Genomic DNA, 16,032 nt, shown 5'->3' on the forward strand with positions numbered 1-16,032 from the left:
GTGGGCGATTGACGTAGGTGTCGCCGGGAGCGCCTCCAACAAGGCACTCCTGAGAGGCATCACCTATGAACTTTGTGCATTCCGCTGCGGGCACGGACAACCATCCGGTTGTGGTCACGCGGGTCTCGGAAACACAGTGGCACGCTGTGGAGGATGACCTGACGGTCGGCCGCGGTGTCGCTTGGCGTCGGCCCGACGGGCGGCTCTTCGTTAGCATCGACGTGTGGCACAGCGCGGTCTTCGACCGCGTTGCCGACGCGATGCTGGCGGACCTGCCGACACCGCTGTACACCGTCGTCGACGAGGCCGACCACGACTCGAGGTCCGCCTGGGAGCGGGCCGGCTTCGCCACCGCATGCCGCGAGTGGGGCTATCTCGTGCCCACCGATCCGCAGGTCACCAGGCTCAGCTCGGTCCGGCCTCCGTGCGGCGTGACGATCGTGCCCGCCGGTGAGGCGGAGGAGGGCCCGCTGCGCACCCTGGACCGCCTGATCCGCGACGAGGTCGAGGCCACCGTCGGATGGCAGACGATGCCGGCCGAGGTGTTGCCCCGCCCTGCGGGGACCACTGTGCTCGACCCGTCGACATACGCGGTGGCCAGGCACTTGGACCAGTACGTGGGACTGGTCAGGGTGGCCCCCCTGACCCGGCAGCCACGGATCGGGCTGATCGCCGTCCGGACCGACAGGCACCAACGCGGCATCGCCCGGGCGCTACTGGCCCACGCCCTGGGGTCGCTGCACCACTCCGGGACCGCTTCGGCATGGGCCGAGGTGAACGAGTCCAACGCGGCGGCCACCGCCCTGTTCGAGAGCATCGGTGCCCGGCGCGCGGCCAGCACCCTGGAACTCGTCCGCCACTGACGCGCCGCCGCATCGCACCGAGCGACGTTTCCTACCGAATTCGCCGTCGCAGAACGGGAGAAGTGAGAGACCATGGCAAAGGCAGCAGGGGGCGTAGAAGCCGAAGGCACCGTCGTCGAGTGCCTGCGCAATGCCACCTTCAAGGTGGAGCTCCAGAACGGGCACACGGTGCTCGCCCACATCAGCGGGAAGATCCGGAAGAACCGCATCAAGATCCTCCCGTACGACCGAGTGCTCGTGGAACTCAGCCCCTATGACCTCGCCCGCGGCCGGATCCGCTACCGGTACAGGGCGTAACGGAAGGAGCCGGCGCCTCCGAGACCACCCGGCAGGACAATCAGAAGCCGCGGTGGTTCTGCTGCCTCCCGCACATGGCCATCGCCCTATCGGGAGCCGTAGGGCAGGAGCGCCATCTCGCGTGCGTTCTTGATGGCCTGCGCTATCTGCCGCTGCTGCTGACGCGTCACGTGGGCCACCCGGCAGCTGCGGATCTTTCCGCGGTCGGAGATGAACTTCCGCAGCAAGTCGGTGTCCTTGTAGTCGATGTAGGTGATTCCGGCGGCGTCCAGCGGGTTGGTGCGCTGACGCTTGGCAGTCCGACGCCGGATGCTTGTGCGTCGGGTCATGAGGAGGTCGGTCCTCTCTTTCAGGTCACGGGGTCGAGCAAGCCGTCAAAGGCGTGCGGGAATTGCTTCCAGCGGTCCCTGCCCGCCGCGTACTCGTTGTCGGTGAGCAGGCATGAGTCGAGCAGGGCCGACAGGCCGTCGCGGTCCAGGCCGGGCGAGGTGAAGGTGAGGTACTGGCAGCGGTCGCCGTGTGCCGGGTGCCAGTCCACGGAGGCTGCGAGGCGGCGCTCGGCGGGGCACCATCTCCCAGGCGGCGTCGGGCAGAGCCGCCAGCCAGGGCCCGGCCGACTCCACGCACAGCGCGCCGCCTGCGGCGTCCCAGGACAGCAGTGTGTCGGGGCGGTCCGCCAGCCAGAACCGCCCCCGGCTGCGTGCGGCGGCGCAGGTGAGGTCCTCCAGCGCCGCGTACAGGCGCTGCGGATGGAAGGGCCGTTCGCGCCGCCAGACGAAGGTGCTTACCCCGTGCTCGTCGCACGACTGCGGCAGCAGCGCGCACGCGGGATGCACACGGGCGGCGGCACCGGCTCGTGGCGTTCTGCAACGAGCGGGTGGGTATGGCCCACCCCCGCACGCGGACGGCTTCCGCGGGCGCGCCGCCTCACCAGAGTCGTTGGTGATGACACCGCTGGTCGCGGTCCAGCCGGTGTTGCCGGACTCGAAGCCCGGGTTGGCAAGCAGCTGGGCGGAGGAGCAGCCGCCCTCGCCGGAGCCGACGGTCCAGGTGAAGGAGGTCGAGCCGGAGGCACCGGTGGAGTCCTTCGCGGTCACCGTGACCTGGTAGGTAGCCACGGTGGACGCCGTACCCGAGATCAGGCGCCGCAAGAACACCGGCGGCAAGATCGACCCCGGCCACTACGAGGACTTCAACGTCGCCTTCGGTCAGCTGCCCGACGACACCGACCAGCTCACCTTCAAGACCCTCCAGACGTACTCCGACGGCAAGGTCGTGCGGTGGATCGAGGAGGCTCAGGGCGGTCAGGAGCCGGAGAACCCGGCACCCGTGCTCAAGCTCACCGCCAAGGCGGCAGAGGACGGCGGCAGCGCGACCGCCTCGTCGGCGAGCCCGAAGACCTCCGACAGCTCGAAGTCGACCGCGTCGGCCAGTGACTCGACCGCTCGCGGTCTGGGTGTCGCCGGACTGGTCGTCGGCGTGCTGGGGCTGGCCACGGCGGTGTTCGCCGTTCTGCGCGGCCGCACCGCCGGATCCCGGGCCGGGTAAGACGGCGCCTGCCCTGCCGGCGGAGACCCGTCGGCAGGGCACCCGTCTTTCGATGTGACGCACGAGGGATGAGAGTCGTCACGTATGGCCCGCTCCGCCGTCGGGTCAGACGTGGACCGGGTCGGTGACGCCGTACCCCGCCTCGACGATCGCCGCGCGCAGCCGCCCGTCGTCGAGTTCCGTGCCGTGCACGGTGACGGAGTTCGTGGCGACGTCGACCACGACGTCGCTCACCCCGGGTACCTCGGAAACCTCTTCCCTGACGCTTGCCGCGCAGTGCTCGCAGCTCATGCCAGTGACGTTGTACTGCTTCTGGGGCATGGGAGAACTCCTGAATGCCGTAAGGGCTTTGGGCGGCGTACGGATCCGCGGGTGCGGGTGTTCAGGCCGATGCCGTCACCTCAGAGGTCGGCTGGGCGGACGCCGGCTCCAATGCCGGGCACGAGGGGAGAGGGCCTCCGGGGAATGTGCTTGGACCGCGTCGCGCTTCGGTGCGGATCACTGACGAGGAGGCCAGCCGGACGGCGGATCTTCGGCGCGAGTCCCGGGACCGGGCCGATGCGACATGGCCGTGGGAATGGGAGGCAGGGAAGGCTCGGCACACCCGAATACGGGTCACGGGTGGAGCCTGGCCGCTGACCGCAGCCACCTTGGCCGTCGTCGTCGTTGGGTACGGTTGGCTCGGCTCGTCGCCGGTGACGCTCTCGGTGCTCTGGTCGGCTGCGCTGCCGGGCCGGCGTTGAGTGGGTTGCCGTACGTGCTGGTCGAGCTGGCGGTGTCGGGTATGCCGCCGCGTCGTCGCAGCCGGAACGGGCCGCACGCGAGGCGTTCGGCTCACTGACTTTCCCACTGCAGCGCGGGACCGCACAGATCGAGCACCTATGTGACTCAGCTCATATGTAAGTTTCGGAACTCCAGCCCCTGTGGCTCCGACTCCTGAACCGGTACGGCTCGGACCGAGTGGCGGCCTACGACGCGACCAGGAGACCTTGTGATCGATGAGTCCCGTCAGCTCCCTGCCGGCGAGAGTGCGGTGCTGAGGAAACGGGTGCCGCCGCCCGCCTTGTGTGGCTTCCTCCTGCTGCTGGCGCTGATGTTCACGGTGTCGTACGGCGTCGGCGCCGCCTATGGACCGGTCGCGCCCGGCATGCACGGCACCCGCACCGGTTCCGGCGGTGGAGACACCGTGCCGCACAGCGACAGTGGTGGCATGAGCGGGATGCACGGATGACGGCCCCGGAGGCAGCGGCCGCCCTGACGACCACCGATCTGATCGTCGGCGGCATGACCTGCGCGGCCTGCGTACGGCGGGTGGAGAAGCGGCTGGCCAAGCTGGACGGCGTGAGTGCGACGGTCAACCTGGCCACGGGGCGTGCCCGGGTGAACCATCCGCCGGACGTCACCCCGGTCGAGCTCGTCGCGGCAGTAGAGCGCGCCGGGTACACGGCTGAACTGCCCGCCCCGCCCAGGTCCGAACCCGAATCCCAGCCCGAAGGACCGGAGCAGACAGCCGCGTTCGAGGGCCGGGACCGACTTGTCGTCACCGCGCTGCTCTCGCTGCCCGTACTCGTGCTGTCGATGGTGCCGACCCTGCAGTTCCGGAACTGGCAGTGGCTGTGTTTCGTACTGGCCGCGCCGGTTGCGGTGTGGGGTGCGTGGCCGTTCCACGTGCGGGCGGTGCGAGGGCTGCGGCATGCGGCGGCGACCATGGACACGCTGGTGTCGCTGGGTGTGATGGCGGCCTTCGGCTGGTCTGCCTATGCGCTCTTCCTCGGTGGCGCGGGCGAGCCCGGCATGCGGATGTCCTTCAGCCTGCTGCCGTCCGCCGAAGCCGGCTACGGCAGCGCGCACATCTATCTGGAAGCCGTCGTCGCCGTACCGCTGTTCGTGCTGACCGGGAGGTTCCTGGAAGCGCGAGCCCGGCATGGCACCGGGCAGGTGCTGCGGTCGCTCGCCGAGCTGGGAGCGAAGGACGTCGCCGTGCGGGAACACGGGCGCGAACGACGCATTCCCATAGGTGAGTTGCTGGTCGGGCAGACCTTCGTCGTCCGGCCGGGAGAGCGGGTGGCCACCGACGGCGAGGTGGTGGAAGGCAGTTCCGCGGTGGATGTCTCGCTGGTCACGGGCGAGAGCGAACCGGTCGAGGTCCAGCCCGGCTCGGCGGTCGTCGGCGGTGCCGTCAATGCGGGCGGGCTGCTGCTGGTGCGTGCCACGGCAGTCGGTGCCGACACCCAGCTGGCACGGATCACCCAGCTGGTGACCGAGGCCCAGGCGGGCAAGGCGCGTGCCCAGCGTCTGGCTGACGCGGTGGCGGGAGTGTTCGTGCCAGTGGTGCTGTCGATCGCTGTCACGGTGCTCGGCTTCTGGCTCGGTGCGGGAGCCGATCCGCAGGCGGCCGTCACCGCGTGCGTGGCGGTCCTGGTCGTCGCCTGCCCCTGCGCGCTGGGGCTCGCCACTCCCACGGCGCTGATGGCCGCCACCGGCCGCGGCGCCCGGCTCGGTGTGCTGGTCAGCGGTCCGCAGGCGCTGGAGGCTCTGCGGCACATCGATACCGTCGTCCTGGACAAGACCGGCACCCTTACCACAGGGCACATGAGTGTCACGCGGGTCACGGAGGTTCCGGGCGGGATCGGCAAGGAGGCGGTCGTGCGTCTCGCGGGTGCCGTCGAGCAGGGCTCCGAGCATCCGCTGGGCCGGGCGATCGTCGCCTACTCCGGACGGCCGCTGCCCGAGGTCGCCGACTTCCGGGCACTGCCCGGGCTGGGCGTGCGCGGCCGGGTCGAGGGCCGGCTGGTGGAAGTCCGCTCGCCCGACAGCGAGCTCCCTGAGCTGTTGGCCCGTGCCTTGGACGCGTGCGAGACGGCCCGGCACACTCCGGTCCAGGTGCTGGTGGACGGTCGGCCCGAGGCACTGATAGCGGTCGGGGACCTCGTACGACCGGGCAGTTACCGTGCCGTGGACCGGCTTCGGCGCCTGGGGGTGCGGCCGGTGCTGGCCACGGGCGACCGCGAGCACACCGCTCGCGCCGTCGCCGCCGAGCTGGGGATCGATGACGTACGGGCGCGGTGTACCCCGGAGGACAAGGCGGAGCTCGTACGGGGGCTGAGGGCACAGGGCTGCCGGGTCGCGGTGATCGGCGACGGCGTGAACGACGCCGCCGCGCTGGCCGGTGCCGATCTCGGGATCGCCATGGGCAGCGGCACGGACGTGGCCATCGGAGCCGCCGACGTGACCCTCGTACGTGGGGACATCGAGGCCGTCGCGGACGCGGTCCGCCTCGCCCGCCGGACCCTCGGCACGATCCGGACCAACCTCCTGTGGGCGTTCGGCTACAACGCCGTCACCGTGCCGCTCGCCGCCGTGGGCCTGCTCAACCCCATGCTCGCGGCCGCCACTATGTCGGCCAGCTCCCTGCTGGTCGTCGGCAACAGCCTGCGGCTGCGCACCTGGCAGCCGAGGCGGACGGGTGGTGCGCGGTGACCGAACTCGCGGTGTGGCGGCCCTCTCGGCGTCGGCTCGCCGAGGCGTTCCTCGCCGCGCTCGCCCCCGTGGCGGCGTGTGTGCTGACGCTCGGCGGTCTCGCCGCCTGGACCGCCTCCGGGGCGGCAGGCAGTCCGGCGCGTATCGACGTCACGTCCGGGCGGGCGTTCCTCCCGTACGGGGACAGCCAGGAATCAGCCGCCTTCTTCCGAATCTCCAACTCGGGTGGCACAGAGGACGAATTGACGGGTGTGACCTCGACCGCCGTGGACCGGGCGATGCTCGGCCGCAACACGACGACACCCGGCAACGCCGGATACATGCGCCCCGTCGACTCCGCCGTCGTCCCGGCGGGCGGCACGCTGGCGATGTCACCGCGGGGCCTGGACTTGATGGTGACGGTGCGCGGTAAGTGGCGCGCGGGGGACCTCGTCCCGTTCGTGCTGCACTTCCGGCACAGCGGGCGGATCAAGACCATGGCGGTGGTGGTACGCCCCGGCACGGGCTGAGACCGGAAGCAGCGGAGACTTCGCGCACTCGTCCCTTCGCCGAGAATCACCGGGAACTCATCGCCCTGCCCGTCCGACTCCTCTCGCAGAACGGACAGGAGGTGGGATGGACGGGCTGGATGTGCGGATGCGCCAGGTCGCTTGCCGGCACGGTCGCGTAGAGGCCGTGCGCGAGGTGGATCTCGACATCGAGGCGGGCGAGCGGGTGGCGCTGACCGGGACCAACGGGTCGGGCAAGACCACGCTGCTACGTGCCGTGCTGGGCCTGCACCGCCAGGCCGACGGGGAGATCCTGGTCGGCGGCCGGGGCACCGGCACCGCGGCCGAGTGGGCGTGGCGGCGCCGGGCGTGCGCCTGGGTCCCGCAGAAACCCGCAGTCGGCAGATTTCCACTGCTGGGCAGTGAGTTGTTGGCGAGCAGTGGGGCACCGGCCGAAGCGGTGCAGGCGGCGGAGAAGCTGGGTGTCGGGTCGTTGAGCCGCCGACCGCTGCACACGCTGTCGGGTGGCCAGCTGCAGCGCATGTATCTGGCCCGCGCGGCCGGCTGTGTCGCGGCCGGGGCGGGGGTGCTGCTGGCTGACGAGCCCACCGCCGCGCTCGACTTCGCCGGGCAGGAGGAGGCGGCCGACGTCCTGCTGTCGCTGCCGGTGACCGTCGTGGTCGTCACGCACGACCGGGCGCTGGCCGACCGCTGCAACCGCGTGCTGGAGATGGCCGCCGGCCGGCTCAGGGAGGTCCGGTGAACAACCTTGCCGCCGCCGACCTCGGAACGCTCCTGCAGCTCATACCCGTCCAACGGGCCGGAGCCGCCCTGCTCTTGGCGGCCGTCGGCCTTCCGGTGATCGGTGTCGTGATCGTCGGGCTCGACATCATGCCGGTGCGGTTCGCGATGATGCACGTCGCGCTCCTGGGCATCGCGGTCGGACTGCTGACCGGGCTCGACCCCATGCTGTGCGCGCTTCTTGCCTGCGCCCTCGCCGGGGCAGGGGTCGCGCCGCTCGCCCGCACCCCGGACGGCCTGTCGGGCGCCATGGGCCTGCTGATGAGCCTGGCGATCGCCGCCGCGCTGCTCGTCCTGGCCGTGTCCGGGGTCAACGCGCAAGGCGCGTTCGCGCTCCTGTGGGGCTCGATCCTGTCGGTGGGCACGCCCGACCTGTGGCTGCTGGGCGTGCTCGCCGTCGTCGTACCGGCCCTGTTCTGGTGGCGCCGCCGCGACCTCGCGCTCCTGCTCTACGACCGTGAACTCGCCCTCTCCTCCGGGGTGCCCGTCGACCGGCTCACCCTCCTGCTGCTCGTGCTCGTCGCGGTGTCCGTCGCCGGCGCCCTCAAGCTGACCGGCGCGCTGCTCGTCGACGCGCTGACCCTCCTGCCCGCGCTCGCCGCCCGCCGACTGGGCACGTCCCTGAAATCCATCACCGCCTGGGCGGTCGGCATCGGCGTCGCAGTGAACCTCACCGGGTTCCTCGTCGCGCTGAAGCTCGACTGGCCGCCCGGGCCCGTGCTCGTCCTGACGGCCGGGGTCCTGGTCCTGGCCGTGCACCTCATCCCCGAACGGAGAATCCGCTCATGGCGCGCACCCGCGTCCGCACCGTCCGTGTCCCTTCCCTCGTCGCACTGAGCCTGAGCACCGCGCTGGCGCTGACGGCCACCGCCTGCGGCTCCGACAAGGCCGACAGCAGCGACAAGACCTCGAACCAGAACGGCGGCGGCCCTGTCGTCGTGGCCACCACCACCTGGGAGGGCGCCCTCGCCAAGGCCGCCGGTGCCAAGGACGTGAAGGTCATCGTCCCGTCGTCCGTGCAGCACGCCCCGGACTACGACCCCAAGCCCTCCGACCTCGCGGCGGTAGCGGGGGCCGACTTCGTGCTGTACGCGTCCTTCGAGCCGTACGCCAAGAAGATCAAGGAGGCTGCCGGGTCGAGCGCGAAGATGGTCGAGATGAACCTCGACAACGACGTCGCCACCACGAGTGCAGACGTCACGCGCCTGGGCAAGCTGTTCGGCACCCAGGATGCCGCCGCGAAATGGAACACCTCCTTGAAGAGCGAATACAGCGCGCTGCAGAAGGAGCTGAAGGCCGCGTGGCCGGGCGGCAAGGCGCCGGCCGTCGTCGCGCAGCTCTTCTCCGCCTGGTCGGCGAAGATGGCGGGCGCGGACCTGCGCGGCACCTACGGTCCGCATGCCGTGACCGCCAAGCAGCTGGCCGATCTGGAGACGAAGAAGCCCGCGTTCGTCCTGGACAACATCCACATGACGACAGGCACGGTGCTGCCGGACTCCGGTGCGCGGCAGGTGGAGATCGTCAACTACCCGGGCAGGAACCTGGATCTGCTGGCGGTCTACAAGAACGCCGCGAAGACGATCAAGAAGGCGATGACCTCTTCCTGACCTGGGGTGCGTCGTGAGTGCGAGGCCGCCCGGAGGCTCCGGGCGGCCCGCTCTCGTGGGGGTCAGACAGCCTGCGCGACGGACCTCGGCGCCTGCGCCGAACACCGCTCACGCAGCTGCGCCCGGTCCGGCTTGCCCGCCGGAGTGAGCGGCAACTCCGGTACGACCAGGAGACGTTCGGGGTGCTTGCGCCGCTCCAGGCCGTGCGCGTCCAGGTGCGCGCACAGTTCCTCCAACGTGGGCGCCGCCTCGCCCCGCGGCACGACGCAGGCGGCCAGCCGCTCGCCCATCAGCGGATCGGGCACGCCGACGCACACCACGTCCCGCACGAGCGGATGTACCGCCAGCTCGATCTCCACCTCGGCCGGACTGATGTTGGCCCCGCCGCGGATGACGACGTCCTTCAAGCGCCCGACGATCCGCAGGTTCCCGTCCTCGTCGATGAGGCCGAGGTCGCCGGTGCGCACCCAGCCGTCGGCGGTGCGGTAGCGGGCGTCGAGGTCGGGGGCGGCGACGTAGCACAGCGGGGTCATCGGGCCGCGGGCGACGATCTCACCGACACAGCCGCGCTGCGCCTCCCGGAGTTCGGGGGCGCCGGGGACGGCGATGCGTATGTCGGCGACGATCGGGTCCGGATGGCCGGCGAGGATGCCCGGTCTTTCACCGCGCAGGGGAGGGTCGGACAGCCCGGTGTGGCAGTTGACGCCGTCGGCCGAGCCGTAGAGGTTCACGACCGGGCAGCCGAAGACGCGCCGGGCCTCCTCGGCCGTGGCCTCATCGAGTGGTGATCCGCCGACGATGACCGCCGTCGGGGGAGTGAACGCCGGATGGTGTCCCTCCGCGATCCGGTCCAGCATCATCCGGATCATGGTCGGCACCCCCAGGACATGGGTGGGCTCGTGCGCGGCGAGCGCATCCAGCGCGGCCTCGGGCATGAAGTGATCCAGCAGGACGAGCGTTCCACCGTGCCGGGCGAGCGTGACGGCGGTGCCGCTGCTACCGAAGGCGGAGGCCAGCGGCACGAGGAAGAGGCAGCGCGGCGGCTGACCGTCCGGCATGAGCGCGGCGAGGAAGTTGCCGCGGCCGCCGGCCAGCGCGTTGTGCGAGTACGCCACCATCTTCGGCTCGGCCTCGGATCCGGACGAGACCAGGATGCGGGCGGCCAAGTCGGGGTCGGGGCGGGCCGGCTTGAAGGACGTGGGGTCGGTGCGCAGCAGCGCGGAGAACGCGACTGTCCCCTCAGGCGCTCCGGGCCCGGCGGCGATCACCGTGCGTAGCGAAGGGAGTTCGTCGGCGAGCGTGAGCAGCTCGGCGGCGTGGTGGTTTCCGCGGTGCTCGGTGGCGGCGATCACGGCGACCGCCTCCGACCGGCGCAGCAGGGAGGCCGCCTCGCGAGTGCCGCGGCCGACGGGGAAGGGCAGCGCGATGGCACCCAGCGCGGCCAGCGCCAGGTCGGCGATGACGGCGCCCCGGCCACTGGGGAGTTGTATGCCGACCACGTCACCGATGCGTATGCCGAGCCCGGACAGACCGGCCGCCAGACATCGCGCCTTGCGGTCCAGGGCGGTGTAACAGAGCTTGCCCTTGGCATCGATGACCGCGATGCGGTGCAAGTCGGCGACCTGGTGGGCTCGGTAGAGGCTGTAGAGGTCCAGGTCCGGGCAGGTGCCGTCGACGGCCCAGGTGCGGCGCAGCTCGGCGGGCAGCAGGTCGTGCAGGTCCACGGTCATGCGAAGCTCCAGGGGCCGGGCACGGCGGGGGCGCCGTACGCGTCGCGGTTGATCGGGCCGCAGGAGAGCAGGTCGGCGAGGTCGGTGACGACTGGGACGGCGGCCAGGCCGCGGTCACGCAGCCGCTCCAGCGCCTGGTCTGTGGACAGCTCTCCGATGTCGTAGGGGGCCGCAGACAGATCGGCTGGGGCAATCCAGCCGTCGGCGGTGCGCAGCGGGCGGCGAAACCCCGCCGGCTTGCGCGGGTCGAGTCCCTGCGCGGCCCGGGCCCGATGGGGTGCGGTGAGCACGTCGGCGGCGCCGAGGAGTGACGAGTCGACGCGCACCCCCCGTCCGGTGCGCTCCCGCAGCAGCAGCCCCGCCAGGATCGCCTCGGCGCCGAGCAGGCCGCCGAGCACGTCGAGCAGCGTCATCAGGGACGGAGCGGGCGGCTCGTCCGCGGGTCGCACGGCCTCGCCCACCCCGGTGCGGGCCTGCACCATGAAGTCGGTGCCCATGGGGGCCTGGGGCAGCCGGTCCGCCCAGCCGCTGGTGTAGGCGTAGACGAGCGCCGGGTTGGCGAGGGCCAGGCGCTCGCGGTCGAGGCCGAGACGGGCGGCCGTGCCCGGCGCCCAGTTGTGCAGGAACACATCCGCGTCGGCGGCCACCTCGCGCAGCCGCTCCCGGTCGGCCGCGGACTTGATGTCCACTTCGACGGCCTTCTTGCCCCGGTTCAACGCCAGCCAGCGCGCCGAGACCCCGGAGCAGGCGGGCGGCATCCCGCGCAACGGGTCACCGCCCGGCGGCTCGATCCGGATCACCTCCGCACCCAGCAGGCCGAGGAGGTGAGCGGCGAGCGGGGCCTGGATACGGCGCCCGGCTTCCAGAACGGTGAATCCGGTGAGGGGCAGGGCGTCGGCGGATCTGCCGGGCACGTACGCCTCGTCGTAAGAGTTCAGCTCCCAGGGCGCCGCACCGTCGTACTCGGCCGCACGCTCGGCGAGCGACCGCAACGGGCACACGTCGGCGCCGGACATCTCGGCGGCGTACCGGATCCGCTCCCAGGAGCTTGCCCGCACCGCATCGTGCAACGTCCGCGGGAAGGGCGCGCAGGCCGTGGCATACCGAAACTGAAAGGGCCGCCACCCCCGGCGTATCGATTCCTCAGGGGCCTCCAGGGTGCGCCAGAACGACGCCCACACCCCCGGATCCAGCGCCTCCAACTCGAAGACGATCCCGTCGGCCGACGTGAACGGCGGCCCGCCCGCAAGGAGTTCGACCGCCTCGCCCTCCTCGGCGCCGGCGGCGGCCAGGTACTGGGAGACCACCAGCAGCCCGGCCCGCTCCGCGCTGACCTCGACCTGTGCGACATTCCCGCCGCGCGCCCGCGCCAGCAGCCCGGCCAGCAGGCCCTGCACGGCCAGCACGCCGGTGGCCGTGGCGACGTAGTCGACGGCGAGACCGCGCGGGGCGCCGTCACGGCGGCCGTGTACGGCCATGATGCCGGTCGCCGCCTGGACGGTGGCCTCGTCGGTCGCGGTCTCTCCCCACGTGCTGCGGGCGGTGACACCGCCGATGTCGCCTCCGATGACGGTGAGCCGGCTGCCGCAGCCGCCGTCGGTCTCGGCGCCCAGCAGTCTCAGATGCTCCGCGATGAGACCGTCCGCCGGGCCCGGCGGGCCGGAACTCTCCAGACGGAGGCCGTCGAGTGGTCCGGCCGTCCGCGCGACGGCCGGTGTGGCTGGAGTTGCCATGCCTCTCCTTTCCTGACGCGCGGGAACCCGGGGACGGTCGCCCCCGACCTGTTCCACGGAAGAGGGAGTCGGACGGCCGGCGGCCGGGGTTCCCGCGGATCACGAGGAAAGTGACGGAGACCCGCATGGACGAGATCACCGGGATGCCCCACTGCCCGCCGGACGCAACGGCGTTGAGGGATCGCGTCGCCGAGTTCGTGCGCGGACGGGTGATGCCCTGCGAGCCCGTACTGGACGCCGGCGGTGCGGAGGCCGCCGCCGTGCTGCGCAGGCTCCAGCGCGAGGCGAAGGCCGAAGGGCTCTGGGCGCTCCCGCTTCCCTCGGAACTAGGCGGCCAAGGGCTGCCACTGCGGTCGTACGCCCATGTGGCCGAGGCCGAGGGAGCCAGCGACCACGGCCCGGCCGCCCTCGGCTCGGCACCCCTGCTCGACGCGTCGATGCTGTGGCGGCACGGCAGCCCGGCCGTCCGTGAACGGTACGCCGAACGCCTGGTCGCCGGAGACATACGGGCCTGCTACGCCATGACCGAGCCCGAGACCCCAGGCACCGACCCCTTCCTCACCACGACCCGCGCCGTACCCGCGGATGACGGAACCTGGAGGGTGAGCGGACGCAAATGGTTCACCAGCGGGGCGGCCGACGCGGACCTCGTCACGGTCCTCGCCCGCACGGACGGCACACCGCCGGACCGCGAGGGACTGTCACTGCTCCTGATACCGGCAAACTCGCCGGGGCTCCGTGTGGTTCGTGAACTGCCGGTGCTCGGCGCGGGCGGGCAGTGGGAGATCGAGTTGGACGGGGTCGTGGTCAACGACGACCACCTGATCGGCGAGCGTGGCAATGCACTGGACGTCGCGGCCGAACGGCTCCAACTCGGACGCACGCTGCGCTGCCTACGCTGGCTGGGGCAGGCGGGGCGGGCCTTCGACCTGATGCGCTCACGCGCGACGACCCGTACCCGCTCCCGCGGCCCGCTCGCAGACCTCCAACTCGTCCAGCGCCACGTCTTCGAATCGCTGCTCGTGCTGCGCACGACCCGCCCTCTCGTCCACGAGGCCGTGGCCCGCCTGGACGCGGGCCTCGACGCGCACGTGGAGGTGGGCCTGGCCAAGGTGGCCGCCGCCCGCACTCTCCAACAAGTGGCCGACGCGGCGATCCAGGTACACGGCGCCGCGGGGCTTGGTCCGGACACTGCTCTGCCCGCGCTGTTCCGCACCGGCAGGGCGGCCCGGATCCTCGACGGCCCGGACGAACTGCACATCACCTCGGTCGCGCGCCGGGTGCTGCGTGTTCCCTAGACTTCGTGGGGATCGATGAGGCCGGTGAGGGCAGCGAGCGCGTAGGCGAGGAAGTAGTCGCCCCAGATCAGCTCGTGCCGTGTCGCCGTTCCTGAGGTGAGGTCGTAGCAGCCGTCCAGGAGTCGTCCGTCGCTCGAGAGATGGGTGCGGACCAGTTCTTGCAGCACCTGGACGGCCCGTTCACGTCGGCCGAGCTTGAGCAGGGCCACCGCGGATATGGCGGCGGCGGAAGTGTCGAGGGGGCCTCCCGGGTGGGTCTCGTCCGCGGGCGGGACGGCATGGGCCGCAATCAAGTGGCGCGCGACATGTGCCAGGTCATCGGCGCCGAGACGGTGTATGGCGTCGGCCACGGCCAGCAGCAGCCAGGCCCGGCCCCGGCTCCAGCCGGGCGGCGGATCGTCGCACCTGACCCAGCGCGCAGGGCGTTCGTACCGCCAGGACCAGCCGAAGGAGCCGTTGTCGAGACAGAGTTCGAGATGGCGGCGCAGGTGAGCCTCGGCAGCCTGCTCATCCACCGTTGCCAGGAGCGGCACCATGCCCGGCACGCCGTCCACGCGGGCCAGGAGGCGAGGGCCGCCGAACGCCGAGCCCCACGGGACGAGACCGAGTTCAGCGTCATACGCATCCCGGCAGACGCGGGCGGCTCGATCTCGCAGCTCGGTCACCTCGGGAGTGTCGGCGAGCGCGGTCCCGTACCAGAAGATCAGTCCGCGGGCGGCCGTGTCGGCGTGCACCCAGTCCGCGAGTCGATCGGTGTACTTCGCCGCCGCCTCGCGGGCGCCATCGTTCTTTGTGTACCGGGCACGCAGCCACAGCAGCCCCGCCCAGAGACCGCCCGTCCACGAGCCGCGTCCGGTCGTCGTCCACCGGCCTGTGCGGGGGTCGGCGAACAGCGGGAAGCGGTCCCCGACTTGGGCCTGGGTGGCCACCACCCGCTCCAGGACGGAATCCAGCGCCGGAGCCACCCAGTCGGGGACATCAGGGCGGGGCTGCGGAGCCATGCCCATCAAGCCCTTCGCCGCACGCGCCGCGCTCATCGCCCAACGACCGAACGCCGCTCACGCACCGCCCAGGCCAGCGCCACCACACTCGCCCCCACGAACTCTCCGGCGACCAACAGCCATCCCGTCCCGTACCGCCCTGCGCCCGCCAGTAGCCCGAAAAGCGGCGGACCGATCGCGAACCCGGCGAAGAAACCGGCCGAAACCAGCGCCGAGTCCTGACCGGCCCGGCCGGGCGCCGCACGCTGCATCACCAGCACCATCGAGGCCGCGTTGGCCGCCACCGCGAAGAGGCCCACAGCCACCGCAGCGGCCCACGCCAGCGGGTGCGCGTACGCCGAGGCCGCCAGCAGCAGCGCCGCCCCCACCGCACCGGCGGCCAGTCCACCCGGCAGCCACGCCGCCCGGCCCGGCTGCCCAGCCACCTTCGACCAGCCCACCCGCCCGGCGATGCCCGCGATGCCCAGCACCGCCACCAGCGCACCGGCCGCCGTCGGTCCGAGCCCCAGCCGCCGCACGCCGTACAACGCCAGATATGTGTTCACCGACGCGATGCCGCAACCCAGCAGCAGCGAGAAGAGCGCCAGCCGGCCGATCGCGCCACGCGGGACCCACGAGGCCGGCGCAACCTTCGGCGGCGGGTCGGCGGGCAAGGCACGAGCCGCCCAGACGGCCGCCAGCACGGCCGCACCGGCCGCCGTCCACACCGCGCCCCGCCAGCCGGTCATCCCGGCCAGCGCGGCCAGCGGCAGCCCGGCCGCGAACGCGCCCAGCTGCACCCCGGACTGCTTCATACCGGTCACCGAGCCCCGCCGCTCTATTGGTACGGCGGCCAGGATCGCCTTGTTCGTGGCGGGGTTCGCCAGCGCCTGAGGAAGACCGCCCAGCGCGACCGCCGTCAGCAGGAAGCCGGTGCCCGGCGCCGAGCCAATCAGCGCCAGCGCCACCGCCGACACCAGCAGCAGTGCGACCAGGCAGCGGCGCGGACCCAGCCGGTCCACCACACGCCCGCCCGCCGGCGAGAGCACGGCCGCGGCCCCGAAGCCGACGGTCGTCGTCAACCCCAGCACGGTCGGTGACACCTTCAGGTCGTCCACGAGCCGTGGTCCGAGCGCACCGAGCAGGAACAGCTGCATCATCGAGAAGGCCATGGCGCACGTCAGCAGCGCCGTCATGGCACCTGTCG

General features: G+C 71.8%; 16 protein-coding genes and 3 pseudogenes. 11 read left to right on the forward strand and 8 right to left on the reverse strand.

Features of this window, described 5'->3' with window-relative positions:
- The first annotated feature begins 65 nt into the window (after positions 1-65).
- Together AB0L95_RS01315 and infA are read left to right on the forward strand one after the other, a co-directional pair.
- Positions 66-863 (forward strand): GNAT family N-acetyltransferase, encoded by a 798-nt coding sequence (locus tag AB0L95_RS01315; protein ID WP_365155037.1) that lies wholly within the window; start codon positions 66-68, stop codon positions 861-863.
- Between the two features lie 72 nt (positions 864-935).
- A complete protein-coding gene (gene infA, locus AB0L95_RS01320; RefSeq protein WP_365155040.1) occupies positions 936-1,160 on the forward strand; it encodes a translation initiation factor IF-1 in 225 nt (74 codons plus the stop codon).
- Between the two features lie 86 nt (positions 1,161-1,246).
- On the opposite strand, the gene rpsR is transcribed toward infA, so the two are convergent.
- A complete protein-coding gene (gene rpsR, locus AB0L95_RS01325; RefSeq protein WP_365155043.1) occupies positions 1,247-1,489 on the reverse strand; it encodes a 30S ribosomal protein S18 in 243 nt (80 codons plus the stop codon).
- A 20-nt stretch (positions 1,490-1,509) separates the two neighbouring features.
- Positions 1,510-2,008 (reverse strand): annotated as a pseudogene (locus AB0L95_RS01330) (GTP-binding protein); the annotation flags it as partial.
- A 97-nt stretch (positions 2,009-2,105) separates the two neighbouring features.
- On the opposite strand from AB0L95_RS01330, the gene AB0L95_RS01335 reads away from it, so the two are divergent.
- Positions 2,106-2,270, forward strand: coding sequence for a hypothetical protein (locus tag AB0L95_RS01335; RefSeq protein ID WP_365156539.1), 165 nt, complete (start codon positions 2,106-2,108; stop codon positions 2,268-2,270).
- On the opposite strand, the pseudogene AB0L95_RS01340 reads toward AB0L95_RS01335, so the two are convergent.
- Positions 2,249-2,317 (reverse strand): annotated as a pseudogene (locus AB0L95_RS01340) (hypothetical protein); the annotation flags it as partial. The gene AB0L95_RS01335 and the pseudogene AB0L95_RS01340 overlap by 22 nt on opposite strands.
- On the opposite strand from AB0L95_RS01340, the pseudogene AB0L95_RS01345 reads away from it, so the two are divergent.
- A pseudogene (locus tag AB0L95_RS01345) lies at positions 2,316-2,708 on the forward strand (DUF1775 domain-containing protein); the annotation flags it as partial. The pseudogenes AB0L95_RS01340 and AB0L95_RS01345 sit on opposite strands and share 2 nt — an antisense overlap.
- Positions 2,709-2,813: 105 nt before the next feature.
- On the opposite strand, the gene AB0L95_RS01350 reads toward AB0L95_RS01345, so the two are convergent.
- Positions 2,814-3,029 (reverse strand): heavy-metal-associated domain-containing protein, encoded by a 216-nt coding sequence (locus AB0L95_RS01350; protein ID WP_365155046.1) that lies wholly within the window; start codon positions 3,027-3,029, stop codon positions 2,814-2,816.
- Positions 3,030-3,702: 673 nt separating this feature from the next.
- On the opposite strand from AB0L95_RS01350, the gene AB0L95_RS01355 reads away from it, so the two are divergent.
- The 6 genes from AB0L95_RS01355 to AB0L95_RS01380 all read left to right on the forward strand — a co-directional run bounded on the left by AB0L95_RS01355 (position 3,703) and on the right by AB0L95_RS01380 (position 9,084).
- Entirely contained in the window at positions 3,703-3,939 is a 237-nt protein-coding gene (locus tag AB0L95_RS01355; RefSeq protein WP_365156460.1) for a hypothetical protein, read from the forward strand.
- The gene (locus AB0L95_RS01360) at positions 3,936-6,188 is read left to right on the forward strand and encodes a heavy metal translocating P-type ATPase (RefSeq protein ID WP_365155049.1); all 2,253 of its coding nucleotides are present in this window, start codon (positions 3,936-3,938) and stop codon (positions 6,186-6,188) included. The genes AB0L95_RS01355 and AB0L95_RS01360 overlap by 4 nt, the downstream gene beginning before the upstream one ends.
- Positions 6,185-6,697 (forward strand): copper chaperone PCu(A)C, encoded by a 513-nt coding sequence (locus AB0L95_RS01365; protein ID WP_365155052.1) that lies wholly within the window; start codon positions 6,185-6,187, stop codon positions 6,695-6,697. The genes AB0L95_RS01360 and AB0L95_RS01365 overlap by 4 nt, the downstream gene beginning before the upstream one ends.
- 106 nt (positions 6,698-6,803) lie before the next feature.
- A complete protein-coding gene (locus AB0L95_RS01370) occupies positions 6,804-7,439 on the forward strand; it encodes an ABC transporter ATP-binding protein (RefSeq protein WP_365155055.1) in 636 nt (211 codons plus the stop codon).
- Entirely contained in the window at positions 7,436-8,314 is an 879-nt protein-coding gene (locus AB0L95_RS01375) for a metal ABC transporter permease (RefSeq protein ID WP_365155058.1), read from the forward strand. The genes AB0L95_RS01370 and AB0L95_RS01375 overlap by 4 nt, the downstream gene beginning before the upstream one ends.
- On the forward strand, positions 8,263-9,084 hold the full coding sequence (locus AB0L95_RS01380; RefSeq protein ID WP_365155061.1) for a zinc ABC transporter substrate-binding protein: 822 nt from the start codon (positions 8,263-8,265) through the stop codon (positions 9,082-9,084). Before AB0L95_RS01375 ends, AB0L95_RS01380 begins: the two co-directional genes overlap by 52 nt.
- A gap of 62 nt (positions 9,085-9,146) precedes the next feature.
- On the opposite strand, the gene AB0L95_RS01385 is transcribed toward AB0L95_RS01380, so the two are convergent.
- Both AB0L95_RS01385 and AB0L95_RS01390 read right to left on the reverse strand, forming a co-directional pair.
- Positions 9,147-10,814: a class I adenylate-forming enzyme family protein gene (locus AB0L95_RS01385; protein ID WP_365155064.1), complete on the reverse strand. Its 1,668-nt coding sequence runs from the start codon at positions 10,812-10,814 to the stop codon at positions 9,147-9,149.
- Complete coding sequence (locus AB0L95_RS01390) at positions 10,811-12,547, reverse strand: CoA transferase (protein ID WP_365155067.1); 1,737 nt, start codon at positions 12,545-12,547, stop codon at positions 10,811-10,813. Before AB0L95_RS01390 ends, AB0L95_RS01385 begins: the two co-directional genes overlap by 4 nt.
- A gap of 125 nt (positions 12,548-12,672) precedes the next feature.
- Here AB0L95_RS01390 and AB0L95_RS01395 point away from each other — a divergent pair, with 125 nt between their 5' ends.
- On the forward strand, positions 12,673-13,845 hold the full coding sequence (locus AB0L95_RS01395) for an acyl-CoA dehydrogenase family protein (protein WP_365155070.1): 1,173 nt from the start codon (positions 12,673-12,675) through the stop codon (positions 13,843-13,845).
- On the opposite strand, the gene AB0L95_RS01400 is transcribed toward AB0L95_RS01395, so the two are convergent.
- Both AB0L95_RS01400 and AB0L95_RS01405 read right to left on the reverse strand, forming a co-directional pair.
- Entirely contained in the window at positions 13,842-14,882 is a 1,041-nt protein-coding gene (locus AB0L95_RS01400; RefSeq protein WP_365155073.1) for a sugar ABC transporter permease, read from the reverse strand. The genes AB0L95_RS01395 and AB0L95_RS01400 overlap by 4 nt on opposite strands.
- Entirely contained in the window at positions 14,879-16,021 is a 1,143-nt protein-coding gene (locus AB0L95_RS01405; RefSeq protein WP_365155075.1) for an MFS transporter, read from the reverse strand. The genes AB0L95_RS01400 and AB0L95_RS01405 overlap by 4 nt, the downstream gene beginning before the upstream one ends.
- Positions 16,022-16,032: the final 11 nt, after the last annotated feature.

Origin of the sequence: Streptomyces sp. NPDC052036, assembly GCF_040680495.1 — a bacterium.
Classification (GTDB): Bacteria; Actinomycetota; Actinomycetes; order Streptomycetales; family Streptomycetaceae; genus Streptomyces.

Coding starts and splice junctions, on each gene's coding strand:
- AB0L95_RS01360 (WP_365155049.1), top strand. CDS start 3,936: ATGACGGCCCCGGAGGCAGCGGCCGCCCTGACGACCACCGATCTGATC.
- AB0L95_RS01385 (WP_365155064.1), bottom strand. CDS start 10,814: ATGACCGTGGACCTGCACGACCTGCTGCCCGCCGAGCTGCGCCGCACC.
- AB0L95_RS01405 (WP_365155075.1), bottom strand. CDS start 16,021: ATGACGGCGCTGCTGACGTGCGCCATGGCCTTCTCGATGATGCAGCTG.
- rpsR (WP_365155043.1), bottom strand. CDS start 1,489: ATGACCCGACGCACAAGCATCCGGCGTCGGACTGCCAAGCGTCAGCGC.
- AB0L95_RS01380 (WP_365155061.1), top strand. CDS start 8,263: ATGGCGCGCACCCGCGTCCGCACCGTCCGTGTCCCTTCCCTCGTCGCA.
- AB0L95_RS01350 (WP_365155046.1), bottom strand. CDS start 3,029: ATGCCCCAGAAGCAGTACAACGTCACTGGCATGAGCTGCGAGCACTGC.
- AB0L95_RS01395 (WP_365155070.1), top strand. CDS start 12,673: ATGGACGAGATCACCGGGATGCCCCACTGCCCGCCGGACGCAACGGCG.
- AB0L95_RS01370 (WP_365155055.1), top strand. CDS start 6,804: ATGGACGGGCTGGATGTGCGGATGCGCCAGGTCGCTTGCCGGCACGGT.
- infA (WP_365155040.1), top strand. CDS start 936: ATGGCAAAGGCAGCAGGGGGCGTAGAAGCCGAAGGCACCGTCGTCGAG.
- AB0L95_RS01400 (WP_365155073.1), bottom strand. CDS start 14,882: ATGAGCGCGGCGCGTGCGGCGAAGGGCTTGATGGGCATGGCTCCGCAG.
- AB0L95_RS01315 (WP_365155037.1), top strand. CDS start 66: ATGAACTTTGTGCATTCCGCTGCGGGCACGGACAACCATCCGGTTGTG.
- AB0L95_RS01335 (WP_365156539.1), top strand. CDS start 2,106: ATGACACCGCTGGTCGCGGTCCAGCCGGTGTTGCCGGACTCGAAGCCC.
- AB0L95_RS01390 (WP_365155067.1), bottom strand. CDS start 12,547: ATGGCAACTCCAGCCACACCGGCCGTCGCGCGGACGGCCGGACCACTC.